The organism is Psychrobacter sp. S1-30-MNA-CIBAN-0213, from assembly GCF_040309845.1.
Classification (GTDB): Bacteria; Pseudomonadota; Gammaproteobacteria; order Pseudomonadales; family Moraxellaceae; genus Psychrobacter.
In genome coordinates, this window is sequence record NZ_JBEOPE010000002.1 from 1 (window position 1) to 23,192 (window position 23,192).

Here is a 23,192-nt window from a genome sequence, read left to right on the forward strand (position 1 = left end):
TGAGTAAGTCATGGTCTTTATGATAACAATTAGGTTTAATAATTAGTTTATAACACTTTTAAATGGGTTTGGCTATAGTTATTTATTTTTCCCAGTCTTATCATCTTTTGGTAAATCTATAGATTGTTTAATAGAAGCAACAGTACTATTAACCCACGCAATATACGCTTTCTCTAGTAAATCTGGATTATAGACTTCTGGTGGTATACAGGTTTCAGTGATTGCAAAGGAACCATGAACCCATGAGTAAGGGTCTTTAAGATTAAAGAAACCGGTACCACTAACGGTCGTGGTTACCAAAAATCCATTATGTGAGCTCATTAGTTGGTCGCTTACTGTCTGATAATTGGCGCTAAACTCATCGATTTTCGCATTTAAGTTAGTTTTTACAATTTCAGGAAGATCTAGACCAACTACATAATCATTCGCTTTTTTCTGTGCCACTATGTAATCTTGTTTTCTATTAATAACCATATCTTTTGCTACTTTAGATATGGAGAAAGAGGATAGCGGACTTCTTGATGTTATAGTCAATTTTCCAGAATCTGGTATCCAACCATTACTTGAAAAATATTCTTGTTGACGTACATCGCTCCATGAGTGTTTGGCTCTACGCTTAGAATCATGGGCAAATGGACCAAAATCAATAGTCCGCTGTGTACCAACTTTACATAATGTCTGATCGTTATAAATATTAGGCGCCTGACTAGCATTCTTAGGTAAAGCCTCTTTAGGCAAAGCCAGTTTTGGTAAATCTAGATTTTCGTATTGTGTAAGATTGCGGTTGATGTTTTGCATAGTAACATTATCTACTATTTCAGTAGATAGAGAAGTATCGTCAGCATAAAGAACAGGAGAGAAAGTAAATATAGAAAGTATACCTAGTTGGGTAAATTTTTTGACAGGGTTTCTTGATTTCATGGTCCTAACTCCTTCTTATCAATGGTATTGCAAGAGAGGTGTAGTAACGCTATAAGAAAGCTAGTAGTCCTAAATATTTGATTGCAGTCTATATAAATAATAATATCATTTTTAATTTATCTAATTGTTTAATTTTAATATTTATTAAGAGCAAATGAAAAAACTATGCCTTAGCAGTATCGATTAATCAGACTGATGAACCTATTTTTTTAGTCAAAAGATTACCCTCAACAGACTTTGATTATGGAACTACTAATAAAAGACTTTTAGAGACTTGTTTTAGGTTAATAGGTAAACTATTGCTGAATTTATCGTCTAAGAAGGTACTTAGATTTCTGAATAGCTAACTTAAACGCATAGCGAGCTGTTCAGGTGACAAAATGATGCTATCCCTAGCCGTATTATTACTGATTGTTTTAGGTAGGTTATTGGTATAAATAGTTTGATTTACTGAGGTAGTAGCAGTGTACTTCGTTGTGTACATGCACTGAGCCTTTAGATCATTATTTTTACTACCATAAATGTTATTGTAGGAACAATAGGCAGTTTTTGGAAGTATCGATTAAAAACTTTATTTCAATTTGTAATTGAGTGATAAGTAAGTATTTTTAGTAAAACTAATAAGCATATAATTAGCTTAAACTATGTGACTAAATTCTATCTCTATGTTGTCTTGTGGTTAGATGAACTACCTTTAGTATAAGGAGATTGTCATGAGTTACCTATTAGCACAATTACTTAAAAAGCAGTCGTTATATTTAGCAGTTGTTCTTTCGACGCTGTTGGTTGGTTGCTCGACAATAACGGGTATATCTAAGGATTTTAATCAGACTTCAACTATGACCGCAGAAGCGGTGAATCCTCCACTAATATCACCATTAGCTTTACCTGTTTCTGCTGGCTATTTTACTGGAAAAATAGATCTATTTCCTGAAGGATGTCAGAACTCAGGTAAACGAATTTGTAAGCTTAACGAAGTATTAACTTACAAATCCTCTCGTGATGGTTCTGTATGGCAGTCAGCTAAATGGAAAGATGGAAGTGAAAGTACGATAAAATCAGGAACGACAGACGGTAATTCACACCCATTTTTTACAAAGTGGCTTTTGGGAGGACCTTTCGATCTATCCTATCTAAAGGCTTCTATTATACATGATCATTACTGCTTTCAAGAAAACAGAGGTAAGAGTAGGACATGGCAAGACACACACATAATGTACTATGATGCATTAATTGACCTTAAATTAAATAGAAAGAAAGCAGGTTGGATGTATAGCGCGGTTTATTACAAGGGTCCTAAATGGGAAATGGATGAAGTAATTAATACAGGGCACGCAGTGCTCGATGTAGGAGAGTGCAAAGACTCTAATGCACTCAATTGCACAAAAAGTACTGTTACGCAAAAGATTGGAGACTTTTCAACTATAACACGCACGATTGGGGATTACTCCACTACAATGCGTTCGCAAAATGCTAATTATGATATTGAAAAAATGAATAATAACTTAAAGGGAGTTAAAGGAGAAATTGATAAAAACCCAAATATGTCTTTGGTAGAAATCGAAATGAATGTTCGTGCTCTTGATCCAAATGATTACTACTTTAAACAAGAAAACTCTAAGGATATAGAGAGGCTTAAAAATATAGGTATATCTGCAAATTTACAGAGTCTTAGAAAGCCAGGAAATATTAGAAAATTAGATAATCTTAGAACTCTAGAGAATCTTAGAAAGCTAGAGTATCTTAGAAACCCGAATAATCTTAGAAATCTAGAGAATCTTAGAAATCTAGAGAATCTTAAAAATATAGGTATGCCTGCAAATTTAGATAATCTTAGAAGTTTGGATATACCTAGCAGAAAATAGTTATTATACGAATATTAATTAAAGAACGGAGGTGATTAGATATATATACTTCTGTTCTTTAGTTAAATTACCATTTTCAATAGTTGAGTTCCTTTCGTAAACATCTAGATTTTTTGTTACGAGATCAAAGATATACTCAATTTTAAGCATATATACAATTCCATTAATGACGTGGTGCCTTATGGTTGGATGCATCACCCGTAACATAAGGAGGTTGTTATGAGTTTCTTAACAGTAGGATTTTTTCAAAAAAATAGCCAATATGTAGCCGTTTTTCTACCGCTATTTTTAATTGGTTGTGCCACCGGTACTAGCATTAAGGAAAGTACAAATAATATACCAGAACAAGTATTAGTCTCAGCAGTAATGGTAGATGAAAGTTATTTAAAATATAACCCTAAAGAGTGGATAATCATGGATCCTCCATTAAGGTCACCAATGGTAACATTTCGTGATGAAGAGACTGGAGAAAGCGTTACCAAAGCGTGGGCTCAATTAGGAAATGAAAAAATATTAAAATTATTGAGTAATACAAGGTCTGAGATCAGTATAAATAAAGTTAATGCAAAAGGAGAGATATCTACTCCAATAGCAAATTCAAATATTGGAATAGGTGATTATAGGGTTATTATGGACTACACCCCTTATATTATAGAGGACGCTTTAACACCAGATAATATTAAGGTTGGGGATGCCAGAATAGGGCTTGGTTTAAGGCTAACTGCAAAAATCACTACGATGGAAGGCGGTATTAACGTAGGAAGCTTAATAGCTTTGGGTGCTGCAGCAAAAGCAAATAAATTACAGGGAACCTTACATGTCGATACAATCGGCATTAGGCTCAAGAATAATGCTGGGATGATATTGCTAAATACAACAATTGACGATACTAGTATCTTAAAAACCTTGGAGACTATGGCTGTTATACAATCAAAAATAGGTGACGAAGGTACGCATCTTGACCCACAGGTTATCTGGGTAAAACCCATTAGTAAAAACATACAACCTGAGCAGGTTGCTCAGCAAATGACCCAACCCGAGCTTACTGCTGAATAATGAACACTAGTAATTTTTAAGTATACTTTCTTTTGTTAATATTTTTTTCGAATTTAAATTTTTGAAATTTTCTTCATTCATAGATGCATTCCTACACTAACTATAAGTCAATTTATGAAAAAAAATTTACTAGAGTTTTATTTACAATATTTACTATATAATATATTAAGATAGAGAAAGTTTTTTAATGTTCCACTACTAATTTTCAACTTCTATGAAATTATAATATATCAAGGAGTTCTTATGAAAATAATCCAAATAGTCCTCTTTACAGGCTTATTATCAGTGCTTTCTGGGTGTACTACGCTTAATGCTTCTGGTGAGCGGTCTGGTTACCATTTAGATCCAAGTGGTGGCGGTGGCCCTCCCATTAGCGGATCAGCTGCAGGCTGTATCAATCCTAGTGGGACATGTAGCTGAAAAGAAAATAGCGCCTGTCGATTAGCTGCTATCCAGATGGTGCGAAGGGTGGTGGCTATGTAAGATAGAAGTTGAAAAAAAATTGTTCTAGTAATTTTATAAATCTGCAATTAGCGGAAAAGTCTCAAGTAGGAAATAAAAGGTTTGATTTTAATTAACGTTTGAGTGTATTGGTCAGAAATTTTTTATCTTCCTTCGTAGGTATTCAGTATATTGTGTAGGATTCACACTGCAAAAAAGTGAATTTTTGGATAGGCGAAGGCGGTTATTTATCTTACTGCGCAAATCTGTGAGTTAAGAAGTTCCCATCCTAAAACTGAGGTTAAACTCTACTAAAACATCTCTAAATACTCACACTAAGTATAACTCAATGGAACCAGTTTGATATACCTGCACATGTATTTATAGACTACTCAAAATAGACCTGTTCAATGGAACCACTTATATTAGACCATCTATTGTTATGTTAATTAAAGCTTACTTAGTAACTTTCAATAAAAAAGAAATTCGTAAGGCTCATTAAAAATGCTCTTATTTAACCTACAAAACCTTAAAATTTACAAAAAAAATAAACCGCCCTACTCTTACAGTTAAGGCGGTTTAATAATTTTAGACTGAGCGCTCTGCAATTTTAGTATTAACCCACTCTGCTATACTAGTAGCTATCTACACTAACATGACTCTCAAAAAAAGCCCTATAACTAGAACTTCTTCATGCTTGTTATTCGAGTTTGATGGCTCTTAAATAACTCAAATTTTCAGCTATAATTATAGTCTTTAAAAGGCTCTTTATTATCAATTGAACAAATAGACATCGATAACTGAACGCAATTCATACATCTTCTTGATTACTAGAATTTCCAGTATTACAAAAGTAATCCAAGAAGCTCATTCAGTAAACTAAATAAGAATTGTAGAGCTAGTGCATAGCCAATCATCCGCATTAAACTCTGAGTAACACCAAAGTATAAACCAATAAGTAATACCATTATTATAGACTGCGCTTAACTTATAGCTATAATAGCAGTAAAAACCTAACTTTAGTCCTAAGAAAATACGATATACGACAGTTTACGTCGTGTACACTTTCTGTTTTCAAATAATGGCTAATTTCAAATATGTAAGTGATAATTCCCAATACTAATTTTTACTTTTCTTGTCTGTTAAATAATCTGGCACACCTAAAGAGTAACCCTTCATCGTCATCCTATCAAAGCTATAGATATGTGCATGAGGTACTTCCTTACAGAGCCCTACTAGCGGTGGCTTTTGATCAGGTCTGCCATTAGCCAGTTCTATTAGTCCGGAGCAAATTGGACAGATTGCAGTGAACTCTTTAATCCTTGCTATGTTGAGCTTATCTTTGTTTCGGTACATCGCAATATCGGCATTATCGACATTTATTACTTAAAATCACAAAATGTTTATTATCAGCTATAAAGCTATTTGCTATGGACTTACTTGAATGAATTTGTTGATAATTACCTATGACTATTAATTTGAAGTTAATATCATACTTCATAAAATAACCCCCATAAGCCTTTTCAACTCAAGGGGGTCAATTCAGATTTTAGGGTTGGACAAGTATTTTAAGTTAAGGATACAAAACAGGACGATGATCACCTAATGGCTTCATGAGCTCGATTGCCATACCAACGTTAAGTATTCTAGCTTCATCAAAAGCTCGACCTATAATTTGCAAGCCTACTGGCATGCCTTCGGCTATTCCTGCAGGTACTGAGAGTGCAGGCAAACCTGTTAAATTACTTGGCCCAGTAAATCGAATACTGTTTTCAATATAACTGCCTGTATTACCGTTGATGTCTACTGTATCTACTCCGATAGTTGGTGGTATAAGCGGTATAGTAGGTGTGATAATAACATCGACTTCTGATAGAGCTTGTACAAACTCTATTTTAAGTTGACGTCTCGCTTGCTGCGCTTGCAGATAATCGACCCCAGAAAACAATTCACCTATTTCAAATAAAAGACGGATGTCAGCACCGAAGTCGTTTGGGCGAGTTTGCAGATTACGATGGTGAATAGTGGATGCTTCGGGCAAACCAGTAGCTAGTACAATCCACTGTGCATGACGTAACGTTGGAATTGATACTGGTTTAATGACGGCACCCATTTTCTCTAAATCTGCTATACGATCTCTGACAATTTTTTCTACACGAGAATCTACATCTTTAAAAAAGTAATCTTCATTGATCCCTATACGCAACCCTTTCACATTGCCATTCAGCCCGCTAAGATAGTTATGGACTGGTACATTTGCAGAAGTTGGATCGTTGATATCAAAACCAGAAATGGTCGAGAGCATCGCTGCGGCATCTGCAACTGACTTTGCGATTGGCCCTACGTGATCTAACGTCCATGCTAAAGGGTAAACGCCATATTTACTGACTCGGCCGTGAGTAGGTTTTAATCCAACAATACCGCAAGAGGCAGATGGAATGCGGATAGAGCCAGCTGTATCTGTACCTAAAGAGCTATAAGTACTGTGCGAAGCGACGGCTGCACCGGAACCACCACTTGAGCCACCAGGTATTTTTTCAGGATTCCATGGATTATGCACGGCTCCAAAATGTGGATTATTGTTATCAGCACCCCAAGCATATTCGTGCATGTTTAACTTACCAGTGAAAATCGCACCAGCTTCGCGTAGTTTTGCAGTTACCGTGGCATCATGTTCTGGGATGAAATCACCATGAATTTTAGAGGCCATGGTAGTCAGCTCTTTGCCAAAATATATATTGTCTTTTAAAGCAATGGGGACGCCGTGGAAAACCCCTTTGTAGTTGCCTGCAGTGATTTCCGTTTCGGCCTTACGTGCACTCTTTATTGCTGTATCAGCTGTAATAGAAATATAAGCATTGGTTTGGGGATTAATATGATCAATGTATTCTAAAAGGTTCTTGGTGACTTCTACAGGGGAGACTTTACGAGTCTTAATAAGATCTGCAAGTTCGGTGACGGTTTTTTCTAGTAATTCCTTATTCATGATGATCGCCTCCAGCAATGTTAATTAATGAAATATCAGCATCGTCAAGAGCAACGCCTTCTAAGTCACCTTTCAATTGCTCGTACTCATTCCATTTCTGTTCAATAATCACCAAATGCTCATCGCTAGGATGTACACCTTTAGTGGCTAAAGTATCTCGTATAGATATACTCATCTCATATTCCTTTATGTTGATGAAATAATATAAAACTTGATGACGAATGCAAATATATACTGTAGATCTCAACCGTCATTTTTTAAACTCGCTAAATCAATATACGATTCAACCTGATACCTGTCAATGACCATTCAAGCATATTAAAGGATCATTTCGAGACAAAAATAAACAATCTTGTCTTTAGAATAAAGTGAGAGCTGTGTTTGGCGCTAATGGCTCCAGTAGCCCCTACACCACTAGCTAAGTTTATTGATAAATACTAACAAGGATAGCTTTAACAAAATCCATTACAGCTATTGCTTTAATATTAGACACGCTTAGATAAACATTATATTTTTTAACTTAGGAACGATGTCTATCAGATGCGTGAATTACAACTATAACGTTATCAAGATACTCAAGCAGTAGCGAAATGAGAGCGGTTCATGAAACTGAAAATGAAGGCTGCCCTACATAGTACCTAGATGACAAAGCCATATACGAATGCCAATATACTAAGTTTGACAACATCTGTTTAGACAAGCTATAGTCTGTATGGACTATACTTTTTCTTAAGTATAGTTACTTTCTTTTTTGAAATAACACTTAATTATATCAACAGATTATGCTTTTCGATTCGCTTCGAAAAGCATAATACTTGGTGTTTAGTGAATGTTTTGCTGCTGCACATGGAGTTCAGCAATAGAGTCAAATATGTATAACCAAGGAGAGGGATTTCATGACTTATCAAAAAGTAGACAGTGAATTATCCGCAAGTCAACAAGTAACGAATTGGCTGCAGGATTTTGATCAAGCCTTACGTACAAAAAACATAGACAAAGCAGCTGAGTACTTTGAAACGGAAGGATATTGGCGTGATTTAGTTTCTTTTACTTGGAACATAAAAACGCTAGAAGGAAAAAATGAAATTAAAGAAATGCTTTCAAATACCTTAAAAACGACTGAACCGTATAACTGGCAGCTTGATGAAGAAGCGGTAGAAAACGAGGGGGTTATAGAAGCATGGATAACCTTTAATACTAAGGTGGCAAGAGGCTATGGACATTTACGTCTGCGTAACGGCAAAGCTTGGACATTATTAACCACTATGGTTGAGCTCAAAGACTTCCCTGAAAAGCGAAAAAATTTGCGCCCAAAAGGTGCTGAACATGGCGTTAACCCTAATCGTTTAACGTGGCAGGAAAAACGTGATCTTGAAGAGAAAAATCTTGGTTATAGCGAACAGCCTTACTGCTTAGTTATTGGTGGTGGGCAAGGTGGTATAGGTCTAGGCGCTCGTTTACGTCAACTCGAAGTTCCGACCATTATCATTGATAAGCAACCTAAACCAGGTGATACATGGCGTAACCGTTATAAGTCATTATGTTTGCATGATCCTGTCTGGTACGACCACATGCCGTATATTCCTTTTCCTGAGAACTGGCCAGTGTTTACCCCTAAAGACAAAGTTGGGGATTGGTTAGAGATGTACACCAAGCTTATGGAGTTAAACTACTGGGGGTCGACTGAGTGTATCAGCGCTGATTTTGATGAAGAATTACAGCAGTGGAATGTAGAGGTTGATAGAGCAGGTGAACGTTTAGTATTGCATCCTAAACATCTGGTTTTAGCTACTGGTATGTCGGGGTTGCCAAACATTCCTGAGATTTCTGGTGCGGAAGATTTTGTAGGAGAGCAACATCACTCTAGTCAACATCCAGGCGGTGAGGCTTATCGAGGGAAAAAATGTATTGTACTGGGTGCTAATAACTCGGCGCATGATATTTGTGCTGCCCTTTGGGAAAATGGCGCAGACGTCACTATGATACAACGCTCATCAACGCATATTATCAAATCAGATACCTTGATGGATGAGGTATTAGGTGGTTTGTATTCAGAAGAAGCGGTTGAAAAAGGTATTACCACTTATAAAGCAGATCTAACTTTCGGCTCTATTCCTTTTAAAATCATGCCGCAATTTCATGAGCCTGTTTACCGTAAAGTGGCAGAGTTGGATGCTGATTTTTATAAAAAGCTAACTAATGCAGGTTTTATGCTCGACTTTGGTGAAGATCATACCGGTCTCTTTATGAAATATTTACGTCGAGGCTCTGGTTATTATATTGATGTAGGTGCCTCTGAGCTTGTAGCGGAAGGTAAGATAAAGCTTAAGTCCAACGTAAGTATTGATCATATTAAACCTAATTCAGTGGTACTCACTGATGGTACGGAGTTAGAAGCTGACTTAATTGTATATGCTACTGGATATGGTTCCATGAATGGTTGGGCTGCGAAAATAATTTCACAAGAAGTAGCCGATACAGTCGGTAAGTGTTGGGGAATGGGCTCAGATACAGCTAAAGATCCAGGACCTTGGGAAGGTGAGCTGCGAAATATGTGGAAACCAACGCAGCAAGAGGCGTTATGGTTTCATGGCGGAAACCTGCATCAGTCTCGACATTATTCTCAGTACTTGTCGCTGCAACTTAAAGCTAGGATGGAAGGTTTAGAGACTCCTGTGTATGGTTTACAAGAAGTTCATCACTTAGAGTAAGTTGAACGTTACTATTGCAAGTAACTTATAAAAAATGGTAAGTGTGATGGCCGTACTGGTTTGATTCAGTATGGCCATTTTGTATTAGGTCAGCTATTTTTGAGTTTGGGATAGTTCAGGCGGTTTAATAAGTGATTCATTCGTTATAGACTAACTGTTGGTAGGCAATAAAATTGACCATCAAAAAAATCAGACAGCTTAGGTTGTTCGGTTTTTCATTCACAGATTTTTCTAAACATAGTCCAAGTTTATTGTGCCTCAACATATATCGCCTTCAAATGAAAAGAGTTAAACTCATCAGTACTACTTGAACTATAATAGATAGACGCATCACCATTAGATAATAACGCTTCAACAGCATCTGCTACGTAAGCAAAAGCTTCCATTGGTAAGCTTTGAACACTCTGCATCCCTACAAATAACCCTTTAGTATCATGAGCTTTTGCAAGTTGACTAACAAGCTTGTGTGTAGCTACTTTTATTAAATCTGATTCAGACTCACCTGTGGCACTTGCTTGAATGAATTGAAATAAATTGCCACACTCAAACAGACTTTTGATATCCACAACATCTATACCGATGATGGTACTTGCAGAGTTTACATCAAGCAGTTTAATAACATCCTTTACTTTATCTGGCTGACACTTAACAATGCCCTCTATGATGTCCAAGCTCTCAAACTCACTATCATCTATTTGTAGACCTACTAAAAAATCAGCCCCTACTTTCTCTTTTAGTGCCAATAATGCTTGTTCATCCCAACCATCGCTTATGATAAAACAACCAATGATAGATAGTGGAAAGTCATCCATATTTGGTTGGTATAAAGCGGCAGCGGGCGTTTTCTTCCAATGCAAGTCTTCATCCTGAGGTAAAGTATATTTGGAGGTATTGCCTGATTTTGGCCGATCAATACTGTTACTTTTCCTAATCATGTCGTCCTGAGTTATACAAAGTTGTTATAAGTTTTATTTACTCTAATGTTAACAAACACCTTTAATTAATTTTTTAAAATCCTTACTACTAGACCTTTCACAAAAAGTTAATGCACCTTTTTGAGTATTTAGTTTTTTTCATTATAAAGCTCTAACGCACTCATTAAACGCTCAAGAATAACCGCTTTCAATGCTATCGGCTCTACGACCACTGCCAACTGCGACATACTCACTAGCCAATCTTGCAGGCGTTGAGTATTAGCAACCGTAGCGAGCACCTCATTCCAAGCGTCATCGATAATGCTAATAGTTTGATCCTCTGACAAAGGACGCTCATAGAGATGCTGACAAGCATATTTTTGCACCTTCAAAACTAAATGGATTTGGGTACCATCATTTAGCTCAAGCTTGCCAAGTTTATGCAGGTTCTGTAATGTAAAAGCATTTCGCCCTACCCAATCAGGTATTGGCTCATTTATTACATTAGCTTCAGTAATACGATTGACCGCAAAATTACGATGCGTTTTTAACAGCACGTCATCATCGATATGATCATCAGCAGGGCTAAAGCCTGTGAGGTAGATCATATTGTTAATAAAGATAAGTCCTTTGGGATAAACCACTCTTTGAACAGCACTATCATCCCATTTATTTTGATAGCTTATTTGTAATTGGCAATTTTGTAGCAAAGCTTGATGAATACTAACAATCACCTCATTATCAAGTATAGGAGCCTGTACCACACTAGGTAAAGTAATGAGATGATCTTGCCATTGTCCTAGTGGACTTTGATGGAAATTATTCTTATCCTGTCGATGTAATTGAGTGAGCTTATCTGTGATACTTTGTTTAAAAGACACTGGTAAAAAGTTTGCGGTATATTTATCAAGCATCTCCCAAAAGAACACTGTTTGCTCGTTAATGATATCGATACTAAAGCTCGGCTCAATATAAAACCGTGCTGTCTGGCCGCTGATATTCTGCCCCCACGCTGGTACTCGAACCAAGGCCTCACTATAAAAAATATCGTTAAATATTTGACTGAGACTGATCAGATCGTTCTCTAAGTTTTTACGCTCATTTGTGTAATTATCAGATTTGTCACCGTAGTTTTTCATAAGCTCTGTCAGTGACATAGCATCTGCTTCACTGCGAGGAAGAGATTGATATAAAGCAAATAGACGTGCTGACTTTGTATAGCTGGCGATTGGATGTGCGGGCATATTGATTGCTCTATTAAGTGATAGTTTTATAATTTCATTATTAAAATAAATATTCAATCAAAGCGAACTAATATTGCTGTGCCATTATCATAAGCATTGCCATCTGAATCATAAACTTGGTTCTTAAGAGTGATTAACCAATTTTGTAAATCCGTTTCCGCACTGATAAGTTGCCATTTATGACTCGACACTAAATCATGAATACCATCCGTACAAACCAAGATACAGTCGCCACTATTAATATCAAACTTACGGGAGTTACTTTCTGGTGCTTCATTGCTTGTATAGCTGTCATCAGTCGTCAATGCAAAGCATTCAGTAATGCTATATAAGCTCCCCGCCATGCCCTCTAAGTTATAGTCTGCAAACTCCGCTTGGCGACCTTGCTCGTGTGCCTGCTGGTCAATAAGTTCATTTAACAAGTTATGATCCCGAGTCAGGCACTGCCATTGTGACGCGCCTTTAGGCAGCCGATAAACACGACTGTCACCTACATGGGTTATCGTCGCCTTTACTATTCCATCATTATCTAGCTCTCCGACCACCATTGCGAGGGTTGCTGCGGCGCCATGACGCTTAGATGAGTGCTTGGTTTGATGAATCAGATGATGAATACTGTCTGAACTGATACTCTTCTGATCATTCCATAACCGCCTGATCGCTTTTACCACTGCCTTTGAACAATGCTGCGAGCGATTGGAGCTTGCGACACCGTCAGATACTGCCAAGCAAAATGGCGCTGCAACCGGTGTCACTGCCATCACTCCTAAGTCCTCTTGATACCAGTGATCTAAAAAGAAAAAAGCATCTTGCTGTAGGTTATTACTGGCATTACCTAGGAAGGTAATTACACAGGCTTGTGCTATAAAGGAGTTAACTTTTGAAGGACAATTATTAGGAGAAGCAGTCATGATTATAAGCCTATATGTTTATCATAAAGACTAGTATAGCGAACAACCTATAATTTTATTTTCTAGGTCGGATAACATTACGGCTGTTGGTGGTCATCTTGTTCTTACCGCGTCAAACCCCTTGCAATCCATGTTGCTTCATTAGACGATCAACAGTACAACGAGCAACCTTTATGCCATCAGCTTTCATCTGCTGCCAGACTTTACGAGTGCCATAACGACATTTGCTATCCTGCCAGATGTGCTTAATCTCGCTGATATAGAAGCCACCATGATGGCTGCGCAGTGATCGCTTTTCAGGATGAATTTCTAAGCCTTTAGCAAGACGATAAGTCGATGGAGCAATCGGTAGAGCCCTACAGATAAGCTTGATTCCATAAAACTGTTTGTTGTCGTCGATGAAATTGATCATTACTTGGGTGGGCGAAAAAAGCGACCACCTTGCGTATGATCTAGTTAGCTTGCTTCAGCTCTCTATTCTCACGTTCAAGCTCCTTAATGCGCTGACCTTGACTTTGAGCTTATACAGCTTCAAAAATGGTTTGTTCTATGTGCTTTTTATACCATGATCGTAGATTTTCAGGCGTGCAGCCAATCTTTGAGGCTATGGCTCGGATGGCTGACCATGTGAAGGGATAATCGCTTGATGCTTCAATCAGCATGTGAACAGCGCGTTCTTTAATCTCAGTAGTGTAGGTTTGTCTTCTTATTGTCGTACTTTCTCAGAAAGTTAACTCTCCGACAGTCTCAGGGCGATTTTTAGTGATCAACAACTTATGTGAGAATGTTTTAAGGTTTAATTTCACAATATATCTATGGGTTTTCAATATTGAGGATAATTTTTGATATTAAAAATACCTCTTAGAGCTATACCTAACAAAGTTTTAAGAGGTTAATAAATTTTAAGATTTTGTTAGATAAGAAAATCAAACTTATAATTTATATGTAATGCGTATTACGCTCTAACTTAGAATGGCCCTAAATCCATACTTAACTTATAATTGTAACTGATTAATACAAAATATACATTTAGTCAAACTCAATATAGTGTAGGTTATTAGTATGTAATGAAAATTATTATCATTACTGATAAAGCTAGTGCTTCACGATTTCAGTCACCTGCGGAAAAGTATTCTAAGCTAGGTTTGGAATTTAATTATCCCCTAATTTGAAATCTGAAATCATTTGGTGATAACTAATATTTAATAGCGCTCACAATGTCTATCAAGCTTGGGAAACAATGTAATTGGATAAATGTAATTAAATATTGGTCACTCTCTAATTTATACATCATCTGGGATTCCACACTACCCATATTTGATGAACGTAAAAAGTTTTGGCAGTTGGCAAAACTTTGAAGGAGAAATGTATGTCAGGACAATATTTTAATTTACCTAAGAGTATTCCTTGGAGACAAATTGCCGTCAGCCCAGATATGATGGATGAAAAGTTCTGCAACAAACGATTTCCATTTCCTTGGCGATCTTCAATGGCCATATCAGTTTATGAACCTAAGCCTGAAGAGTTACCTGAAGAGTTATGTGGAGATCAAATCACTTATATTAAGGTTACTACTTCTATAACAGGCTATCAGCCAACCAAAGAAGAAATAGGTTTGTTAGACCATATTATCGGTCCAACTGGAGTTCAATTTCCTGATTTTCCGGAGGAAGGTTTTAGAGGTTTTATAGATCGAATAGCACAAGACTACTTCGCTTGTTATGGAGTTATGCTTAACGTTGCGGTCTTCCCAAGTTCTAACAAAGCTCTATTAGAGCGTAATAGAATAGATTTTTCTAAACTATGGGAACAAGGCGCACCAATCGACGCTCCCCTATTGAAAGTGGGAACCAAGCTAGAAGACCCATACGAAGAAAGCGGGGTAAGCTTTAACTCTGGTCAACCATCTAATGACCTCGTTAATCTTATGACTTTGGCTAACAACACAGATGCTGAACTTGACCTAAAAAAAGAGATGGTTATAGAAATTCCGGATACATCGGGAATAGCTGCTGTAGAAGCTAAAATTATTTATTTAGAAAGTGCAGTTGTAAAGATGGAAGCGTTTTCTGCAGATGGTTTGGTTGGTACGAAATCATCAGAGTTGGAACCTAGTCAAGTTCATAAACTAATCATTGAAGCAGAAGGTATTCAAAAAGTAATAATTACTACATCTGGAGGTAAATCCTCACTTCTCGAATTTGCCTATTTTGTATTAGGAAAAGAAGAAGCAACTGATTTAGAGAATTTCCCTCACATCATTGACTTTGAACCCAAGCGCCGTGATCTTTATCAAGCCGCAACTGAAGCTGGTGAAGTTCTTACAGGATCAAGATCCGCATTATCGACAAACAAAGCGCTCACTCATACTGAGAGCACTGAAAACAGTGTTAGCTTTGAGGCTGGAGTGAAGGCCGTTATACCAATTCCAGAATTTCCTATTGGTGTAAATGCATCTGTTTCAACTAAACAGACGAATAAAGAAACTGATCAAGACCAATGGAGTGTACAAACAGATGCCTCTCGTGAGAGACGCGAAACACAAGGAACTACTACACAATTAAGCCAAATGTACAACCTATTAACAGGTTACCATGCTGGTACAAATCGAGCTGTGTTCCTTAGTTTAGCACGCCCTCATGTACTCCAGCCTACAGATTATAGGACCTTTGTTCAAGGTCTTCGAGCAATTGAAGGAATGCAAGAATACTTCTTAATTGTTTCAAGGCCAAAAGGAGTTAAAGGCCTTTGCATAGAAGCCTCACTTGAAACGGGACATTATCCAGAAAACGCAGTAATTGTCGAACCTCCAGAGGAGTATTACGAAACTCATTTTGATTTTCACGTTCCTACTATGCGAGTGTCCGGCGGAAATGGATCAGACGCTTTAGGGAATGGCGCAGGTGATGGTAAATGTGAAGATCTTAGTTTTATAAGGCCTTTGCCAGAAGATTTTATTGTCGATCAAAGGCAAGAACGAAAAATAAAAGAAGGTGAGGATATTGATTCTGGATGGCAAGAAGGGCATCCAGGAGTTGCCTTAATTTCTGGTCATAGCGAAAATGTTACAGCTTTGAATTATAGTGTTATAGCGGGAACACTTGTAGTGTCTGCAAAACTTTGTAGTGGTAGAGGTAGTAGTTCTGTGGGTGGTGGAGCTGCTGGGGATCTAGCAATTTTTCAAGGTGCTATTTTCCGAGTATTTATGAGATCAGAGCTTCCAAAAACCAGTCACGCAGAGTCTCATGCAGATATAGGAAGCCTATTTATTACTAGTCGTAAACTTTGTACTTGTTTCAAATCAGGAAAATGTATAGAGATTATCCCACCACCTCTTACTCCTCCACCTGAACGGGAAGAAGACCCTGATATTATTGAATTCATAGTCGATGAGCCAAAAATCAGAATTAATAAAGCATTAATGACTAAAAGTGCAATTCGTCAAAATAGAGCACCACTTGCAAAAGAATTTCTCTCAAAAGTACAGTCCGCACTAACGAGAAGTCACAATAGTATAAGCCGCCATTCATCAGACGACAAAGTAGGGTTTTTAGAAAGTGACTATTTTAAAAATCAGATTAAAGACATTTTGCCGAAGGAATATTTAGAAACTCCTATATCTAAGATTAAGGGACTACCGGAAAAAGTAATAAAGACTTTAGGAGCTAGCCTAACAGTTGATCAGGCTTTATCCATCGACTTGGCGCGATTCTCTCGAAAAACAGGCCTAGGTGTAGAAGAAGCATCAAACGCGAGACGCTTACTTTTGGGTATATCTATACCAGATGATAAAAGCGGCAGGCCAAACAGCAAGGAGCAGTAGATTATGAATACATCTAACTGTTCTAAATTAGAAAATCTTAATGACCAAACTAATAATGAAGATGAAAATGAAGAATATCAAGCTCGCTATATCGATGCAATATTAGAGTGTTTTCCAGCCTTAGCAGAAGATCTTGCTGCGGCTCAGAAAGAAGGAAGAGATCCTGTTGATGTCGCGAACTTCATTGCAGGTGAGATGAGTCAGTCGAGCAATCCTGCATTGGAAATTGAAATATTAGAAAAGCTGATTCCAATCACAGAAAAAAAACAGCCTGTTCGCGCAGACCAACATAAAGATAACTTGGCCGATGTCGGTGCTGATCCAGTCATGATGTATAAAGGTCAGTTCATTCACAATGTAGATGACATACGTATCAATGGCGCGGGTATTGATTTTGTTTTTAGCCGCCGCTATAGAAATCAGACCATATTCAATGGGCCGCTTGGTTATAACTGGATACATAACTTTCACGTTTGGCTAAGGGAAGGCTCATCCTCTATTTTCCTATCTACAGGTGATTTTCGTGAAGAAACGTATATAACACATCCCCGTTTCGGCGAGACAATAAATAATGAGTTTGATTACTGGATGCCACCGGATGGAAGCCATGGCGTTTTCTTCGCAGAAAACGGCTCCTATGTACTTCGTCAGCCAAATGGTGCGCGGCAAGTATTTGAAGTTGATCCAAAACACAGTTTTTTACACCGATTGGCAAAAATAGAAGACCGTTTTGGAAATCATTTAACGCTCAGTTATGATCCCGCTACCGACCAGTTAAAAGATATTGAAATAAACCATCCGGGAAGATATGTTCAATTTGCTTACGATACGCAAAACCGTATTTGCTCTATCAGCGATTATACCAATCGACAATGGAATTATACTTATGACTCTATCGGCGACTTAATTGCAGTTACTTCACCTTCAACAGACCGCTACAAGTGCGGCCTAACAGTTTGCTATGAATATAGTTCTACATTCCAAACTGGAGATTTGCAACATAACTTAACTCGAATAATTGATGCAGCCGGCCAGATATATCTTGAAACAGAATACGGTAGTTCTCCTGAGCTACAGAATTACAACCGTGTCACTCGGCAACGTCAAGGCGGCGGTCAATATCAATTTACATATGAAATCATCGATCAATTTTTTGATGCTGATTATCCAGCAGAACAGCGACCAACGAATAAAACCACCCTGATTGAAAGAAATGGTCAGTCTTTATGTCACATATATAATAAGTTTGGAAACTTATTGCAGCGAGAACAATGTGTCATTGAGAATGGTCTACTGCGAAAACTAATCGAACAGTACCGTTATGATCGAGATGGCAATGTCGTTTCATCACTGAGTCCTGAAGGTGTTTTGACCCAGCATATGTTCGGACGGGATTATTTTACCCGTCATCATCCGTTGATGGAAAATGGAGATATTCCAACAGAGCAATTGACATGGAAAGAGCGGCAAGCTTTTAGTCGTATACTTACCACAACTCGCCGTGGCGGCTATGCAAATTTTAATAGCCTTACTTTAACGCAAGGTATATGGGGAAACTTCCCAGACATTCTTGATGGTCACTTCCCTGCAACTATAGATCGAAGCCAAGATATCGTTGTCAAAATGACTTATGAAGATGAATTTGGTCAGCTACTCACTATTTCTGACCCCCGATATACCGAAAGTGCTAACCCTGATGCAAACGAATTTCAATCGTATGATGATACGCTCACTAAGTATTCCTACACTGGCCTCACCAAACTTCTTTCAAAAGTTGAATACCCTCAGCCACACTTGCCCGATAATCAACCACAACCAATCGTTGTTGAACTATTTACCGATTATGATTCAAAAGGCCGATTACTACGCTCAGTAAATCCAGTCGGCGTTGTTACACAACGTAGTTTTTTTGAAGATCAAAACGAATTATCTTTTGGACATTTGCAGCAGATCGTTGTCGATGTCGGCGGCTTTGACATTACAGTGCGTAATGAGGTAGATGAGCTTGGTCGTACAACTGCTGTTCATGCGCCAAAATCAGTAGCTGCAGCTGACGGACGGTTTGTGACTCACACTTCATATAACGAGCTCGACCAAGTTATCGAAACAACATCCACAGCTCCATTTAATTTCAAAGCCCAAAAGTTTTATGATCGAACCGGTAAGCTAGAAAGGATAGATATAGATTTAAAAGATGAATTTGGGCAAGCAGAGCTAGGTGGGTCAAGCGTCGCTACCTTTTGCTATGATGAAGAGTTTAACTTAGTTAAGACCACAACAGGAGGTATTGATTTAGACACACACCTCGTCACAAAGTATGTTTATGACAGTGCTGGTCAACAAATCCTGACCATTTTACCTAAGAGTAATCAAATCCGTACTTGTTATAACGAACGACAATTACCAGCCTCTCAAACGACTGGAGCAGGATCGGAAGATGCAGCCACAACGCGGATAGAATATGACGGCGATGGACGAGTGCATCGTTCATTTGATGCTCTTGGTAACCCAACGACGTTCGAATTTGATGTATTTGGCCGTGCTATCGCCACAGTAGATGCTCTGGGTCACATCATACGAACTGACTACGACAAAGCCGGTAATGTTACCTGCGTACGATTCTTCGAAAAACAATTCAACGGTTACTTTTTATTGTCTCGTAGTGAGACCGAATACGATGAGCTCAATCGTGCCATTCGTAATGGCGTAGATCGCTTTGAAGAACCATTAGGCCCATTTTTATTAAGTCAGCTTGATACCATAATGTTAGATTCACCTAATCCAGCTGGTTTAGTCGAAACTAAAACAATATATGACGCTAATAGCAGAGTTGTAAAAACTGTTGATCCGCTTGGGCGTGAAGTACATTTTGCATATGATAACCTCGATCGCCCTACTCTTGTTACCGACTCACTAGGTAATCAAACTCTCACTCAATATGATGAACATAATAACGTCATTCGCACAGACCAGATTGGCAGTGTGCTTGCAGAAGACGGAACAGAAAATAGTAAACGATTTTTTGCAAGCAGTTCAACATTCGATGAACTTGATCGTGTGACAAGTCAAACAGACAGTCTAGGAAATACCACTCGCATATTTTACGATAGCCGTGACAATATGATACGACTGATTGATCCACTAGGAAATGAGACAAAATCAACTTTTGACGTTTATAATCGGCTCATTAAATCCACTAATTTTCTAACCGATACTGGTATAGGACCAGTCACACCAGCAGCAATACCAGTGATGACGAAACAAGAATATGATCTTAACAATAACTTGATATCAGTGACTGATGCCTTGGGTCGAAAAACCAGATATGAGTATGATGCGCTCGATCGCCGTCGGGCCATCATTTACCCGAATGACAGTAAGATGCTGACTGACTACGATAAAAATAGTAATGTCATTCGTACGCAGGACAATAATGGCTTACAGCGCTTTTTTACACTTGATGCGTTAAACCGTACGACACGCATAGATGTCAATACAATTAATTTATCTACTGATCTCGTAGTTGCTGGAGCAACTTTTGAACGCTATGAGTATGATGGTCTTGATCGCCTAATAATGGCCGAGAATGATTTTGCTATTTGTTCTTTCCGATATAATTCACTGAGCTGGCAATTGCAAGAGACTATTACATATACTGTAAATGAAGCCCCGCTTAAAACTCCCTTCACCATCACTCGAAAGTTCAATGATGTCGGTGCTCTTACAGATTTGACTTACCCTAGTGGGCGCAGTCTACACATAGATCGGGATGACTTAAACAGAAGGACAAACACACAAAACATCGCAAATGGAATTGATTATCCTGGCGACTCAGCATCGATTGATATTCGTCCAATTGCTCAAATGATTTACGCGGGTCTACAACCTGATCAATGTGTTTTTGCTAACGGGGCCAGCACAAGCTATCGACATGATGGTGGTGGGCGCTTGACTGAGATAGCTCACAGTGGCCCGAATGCAGCGCATTTAATAATCCAATACCTTTACGATGCCGCTAATAATGTACGTATACGAAATGATGTGCTGACAGCAGTTCCCCGTACGGAACGCTTTGCTTATGATTCACTTTATCGACTCGCGCATGAATTTAAGCCAGATACAACTGAGTCCTTTGACTTATCTAATTTTGGAATATCAAATACGGAACTAGCAAACCCGTTACCCAATCGCCAATCCGCTATCACGACCTTGATAGGTGCGTTAGAGCTGCCTCAAATACCGAAAACCTATGATTATGATCTAGTCGGTAATCGTGATATTGAAAGAACGTCTGATGGTAATAGTATCAATTATGATCCCGATCAATTGGATCAATACAGGTCTCGCGGTAACACAAACTACACCCATGATGACAATGGCAACCTTAAGGATGATCAACAGCAATTCTCTACTTACGATGCGCTCAACAGACTAGTGCAAGTATGTGCAGATAAAGAATGTATAAATGAAATTGCTGTCTTCTGGCACGATGCACTTGGGCGCCGTATTCTTGAGCAACTCGGTGGTCATGTTACCCAGTTAGTTTCTGATGGAGATGACGTTATTACTGAGTATCGAGATGGCGGCCTCTTTGCGCAATATGTTTATGATGATGGTATAGATAGCCCTCTGCATATTGCCGCTGAAGGTGTTGAGCATTGGTATCATGCAGATTTGGTAGGGTCGATTCGTCTGCTAACTGATGCTAACGGTGATTCATTTGGAGGATATCGCTATACGCCCTTTGGGGAGTTAGTTGAATTACCGGTTAATGATACTTATAACCCTTGGCGTTACACAGCTCGGCGATTGGATGATGAGCTTGAAACGTATGACTATAGGTCACGGCAGTATGACCCAAAGCTTGGTCGATTTGTGCAGCGAGATCCTAAAGGAATGCTTGATGGGACTAATTTATATAGTTATGCAATAAATGATCCTCTCAACTTTAAAGATCCTATGGGGACAAACTCTCGACCAGAGCGTGACACTTTTTATATAGATGACAAAAGTGGTCCACCTAGCAATTATTCATATAAAGTTCCTAGTTTTAACAATCCATATTCAAAGGCTTGCCCAAGTGGGTGTCACCCCATTGGTCCAGGTCCTCAGCGTAATGGTATCGAAGAAAGCCTAAGAGGTACTATTAATGGAATTTCTAAATTAAAGGGAAAGGCTGATGACCTTGTAATGGAAGGTGAATATGCATTAAGAGATGCAGTTGGATCTATTTTTGATACGGTCTTGTGGCCTATTGACTATGTTGAACTTAATACTTGCGGTCATCTTGGTTGTTCAGCGTACACAGGTGCTCCACCTGTAGCAATATCTGGTAGAGCCTTTATTGGGATGCGACAAGCTTCATCATGGCTCAAAAGTTTTAAGTCAATTAAAAACACCAAATCTACAACCACACTAGTTTCAAGTAGTTCGAAATTAAAAACAGTTTCCGAATTAGGACATGGTCGTTATATGATCAACGACTCACGCGGTGAAAGAATTATTCGAATAACAGATAATCTAGTGACTTATGAGTCTCCAGCTCCAGCCTCTGGGAATGGCGTTAAAGCTGATATGAAAATAATTGCAGAACTTACAGGAATTACTAAAGATGGGCGAAAAACTGGGAAAATTGGTTCTTGGTATACTGGTACTCATGGAACGCCCGAAGGAAATTTTCGTGGCACTCACCCTGGTGGTGATTTAGCTGAAGAGTTTTTTCGAAGAGAACGTAATATAGGTCCATTTAGAGGTTTTGGAGTTCATAATGTAGCAAAGTCCGGCCCAATACCAATGAAATCACTAGCCAATAATAGGGTATGCGTTTTAAATTGGTGTTTTAGTTCTGCAACTGCTAATGCGCATCACCTAAAGCCTTAAAACTAACGGTAATCAATGTGATCAGACTCGATTAGTTTATTCTAATAAGAACAATACTCTCTATCATCTCTTAATCAATAGGATTGCTGTGCCAAGATTACCTCTTAGCATAGACATTGAAGAGAATTCTTATCATGGCTAATGTCCATTGATGATCTCTAGGCTGTGTAAAAACACCTATTTTTAATAGTGAAATAGAAAGTTAGAGTGACAAACCAATTAATTCAACGGTAGATTTGGGGAGTTCTGACTGATATTTTTTTAAATATTGTGCCCAGGTATTATTTAGTCTCTTTATCTTTATATAATCACACTTAGAGTCAAAGCCTTCTGCATCATAAATCCGAGCAATCACGTCCAATAATATTTTTAACAGTTCTGATTTGTCAAAATACCTCATACTTATCACAATCGGCGAAGTTAACAGCCTATCCTCAAAT

13 protein-coding genes are annotated in these 23,192 nt (G+C 38.2%); 6 read left to right on the forward strand and 7 right to left on the reverse strand.

Annotated elements, in window-relative coordinates:
- Positions 1-78: 78 nt before the first annotated feature.
- Positions 79-921, reverse strand: coding sequence for a hypothetical protein (locus AAEY87_RS01855; RefSeq protein WP_350655710.1), 843 nt, complete (start codon positions 919-921; stop codon positions 79-81).
- Between the two features lie 713 nt (positions 922-1,634).
- On the opposite strand from AAEY87_RS01855, the gene AAEY87_RS01860 reads away from it, so the two are divergent.
- The 3 genes from AAEY87_RS01860 (at position 1,635) to AAEY87_RS01870 (ending at position 4,262) form a co-directional block, all read left to right on the forward strand.
- Positions 1,635-2,786, forward strand: coding sequence for a DUF1353 domain-containing protein (locus AAEY87_RS01860; protein ID WP_350655711.1), 1,152 nt, complete (start codon positions 1,635-1,637; stop codon positions 2,784-2,786).
- Positions 2,787-3,005: 219 nt separating this feature from the next.
- Entirely contained in the window at positions 3,006-3,842 is an 837-nt protein-coding gene (locus tag AAEY87_RS01865; protein ID WP_350655712.1) for a hypothetical protein, read from the forward strand.
- A gap of 243 nt (positions 3,843-4,085) precedes the next feature.
- Positions 4,086-4,262 carry a hypothetical protein gene (locus tag AAEY87_RS01870; RefSeq protein WP_350655713.1) on the forward strand — a complete coding sequence of 59 codons (177 nt, stop codon included), beginning with the start codon at positions 4,086-4,088 and terminating at the stop codon, positions 4,260-4,262.
- A 1,594-nt stretch (positions 4,263-5,856) separates the two neighbouring features.
- Here AAEY87_RS01870 and AAEY87_RS01875 read toward each other — a convergent pair.
- The gene (locus AAEY87_RS01875; RefSeq protein ID WP_350655714.1) at positions 5,857-7,269 is read right to left on the reverse strand and encodes an amidase; all 1,413 of its coding nucleotides are present in this window, start codon (positions 7,267-7,269) and stop codon (positions 5,857-5,859) included.
- Positions 7,262-7,444 (reverse strand): hypothetical protein, encoded by a 183-nt coding sequence (locus AAEY87_RS01880; RefSeq protein ID WP_350655715.1) that lies wholly within the window; start codon positions 7,442-7,444, stop codon positions 7,262-7,264. Before AAEY87_RS01880 ends, AAEY87_RS01875 begins: the two co-directional genes overlap by 8 nt.
- A 721-nt stretch (positions 7,445-8,165) precedes the next feature.
- On the opposite strand from AAEY87_RS01880, the gene AAEY87_RS01885 reads away from it, so the two are divergent.
- On the forward strand, positions 8,166-9,980 hold the full coding sequence (locus tag AAEY87_RS01885) for an NAD(P)/FAD-dependent oxidoreductase (RefSeq protein ID WP_350655717.1): 1,815 nt from the start codon (positions 8,166-8,168) through the stop codon (positions 9,978-9,980).
- A 248-nt stretch (positions 9,981-10,228) separates the two neighbouring features.
- Here AAEY87_RS01885 and AAEY87_RS01890 read toward each other — a convergent pair whose 3' ends face one another.
- The 4 genes from AAEY87_RS01890 to AAEY87_RS01905 all read right to left on the reverse strand — a co-directional run bounded on the left by AAEY87_RS01890 (position 10,229) and on the right by AAEY87_RS01905 (position 13,461).
- On the reverse strand, positions 10,229-10,915 hold the full coding sequence (locus AAEY87_RS01890) for a hypothetical protein (RefSeq protein WP_350655719.1): 687 nt from the start codon (positions 10,913-10,915) through the stop codon (positions 10,229-10,231).
- Between the two features lie 128 nt (positions 10,916-11,043).
- Positions 11,044-12,138 (reverse strand): helix-turn-helix transcriptional regulator, encoded by a 1,095-nt coding sequence (locus AAEY87_RS01895; RefSeq protein ID WP_350655720.1) that lies wholly within the window; start codon positions 12,136-12,138, stop codon positions 11,044-11,046.
- Positions 12,139-12,191: 53 nt separating this feature from the next.
- A complete protein-coding gene (locus tag AAEY87_RS01900; RefSeq protein WP_350655722.1) occupies positions 12,192-13,049 on the reverse strand; it encodes a PP2C family protein-serine/threonine phosphatase in 858 nt (285 codons plus the stop codon).
- 112 nt (positions 13,050-13,161) lie between these two features.
- Positions 13,162-13,461, reverse strand: a complete 300-nt coding sequence (locus AAEY87_RS01905; protein WP_350655723.1) for an IS3 family transposase — start codon at positions 13,459-13,461, stop codon at positions 13,162-13,164.
- Positions 13,462-14,418: 957 nt separating this feature from the next.
- Between AAEY87_RS01905 and AAEY87_RS01910 the strand changes: the two genes are divergently transcribed.
- Both AAEY87_RS01910 and AAEY87_RS01915 read left to right on the forward strand, forming a co-directional pair.
- Complete coding sequence (locus tag AAEY87_RS01910; RefSeq protein WP_350655724.1) at positions 14,419-16,872, forward strand: hypothetical protein; 2,454 nt, start codon at positions 14,419-14,421, stop codon at positions 16,870-16,872.
- A gap of 3 nt (positions 16,873-16,875) precedes the next feature.
- Complete coding sequence (locus tag AAEY87_RS01915; protein ID WP_350655725.1) at positions 16,876-22,752, forward strand: RHS repeat-associated core domain-containing protein; 5,877 nt, start codon at positions 16,876-16,878, stop codon at positions 22,750-22,752.
- Positions 22,753-23,192: the final 440 nt, after the last annotated feature.

Excerpts from the sequence above, each read along its gene's own strand:
- AAEY87_RS01855 (WP_350655710.1), bottom strand. The coding sequence starts at position 921 with ATGAAATCAAGAAACCCTGTCAAAAAATTTACCCAACTAGGTATACTT.
- AAEY87_RS01860 (WP_350655711.1), top strand. The coding sequence starts at position 1,635 with ATGAGTTACCTATTAGCACAATTACTTAAAAAGCAGTCGTTATATTTA.
- AAEY87_RS01865 (WP_350655712.1), top strand. The coding sequence starts at position 3,006 with ATGAGTTTCTTAACAGTAGGATTTTTTCAAAAAAATAGCCAATATGTA.
- AAEY87_RS01870 (WP_350655713.1), top strand. The coding sequence starts at position 4,086 with ATGAAAATAATCCAAATAGTCCTCTTTACAGGCTTATTATCAGTGCTT.
- AAEY87_RS01875 (WP_350655714.1), bottom strand. The coding sequence starts at position 7,269 with ATGAATAAGGAATTACTAGAAAAAACCGTCACCGAACTTGCAGATCTT.
- AAEY87_RS01880 (WP_350655715.1), bottom strand. The coding sequence starts at position 7,444 with ATGAGTATATCTATACGAGATACTTTAGCCACTAAAGGTGTACATCCT.
- AAEY87_RS01885 (WP_350655717.1), top strand. The coding sequence starts at position 8,166 with ATGACTTATCAAAAAGTAGACAGTGAATTATCCGCAAGTCAACAAGTA.
- AAEY87_RS01890 (WP_350655719.1), bottom strand. The coding sequence starts at position 10,915 with ATGATTAGGAAAAGTAACAGTATTGATCGGCCAAAATCAGGCAATACC.
- AAEY87_RS01895 (WP_350655720.1), bottom strand. The coding sequence starts at position 12,138 with ATGCCCGCACATCCAATCGCCAGCTATACAAAGTCAGCACGTCTATTT.
- AAEY87_RS01900 (WP_350655722.1), bottom strand. The coding sequence starts at position 13,049 with ATGACTGCTTCTCCTAATAATTGTCCTTCAAAAGTTAACTCCTTTATA.
- AAEY87_RS01905 (WP_350655723.1), bottom strand. The coding sequence starts at position 13,461 with ATGATCAATTTCATCGACGACAACAAACAGTTTTATGGAATCAAGCTT.
- AAEY87_RS01910 (WP_350655724.1), top strand. The coding sequence starts at position 14,419 with ATGTCAGGACAATATTTTAATTTACCTAAGAGTATTCCTTGGAGACAA.
- AAEY87_RS01915 (WP_350655725.1), top strand. The coding sequence starts at position 16,876 with ATGAATACATCTAACTGTTCTAAATTAGAAAATCTTAATGACCAAACT.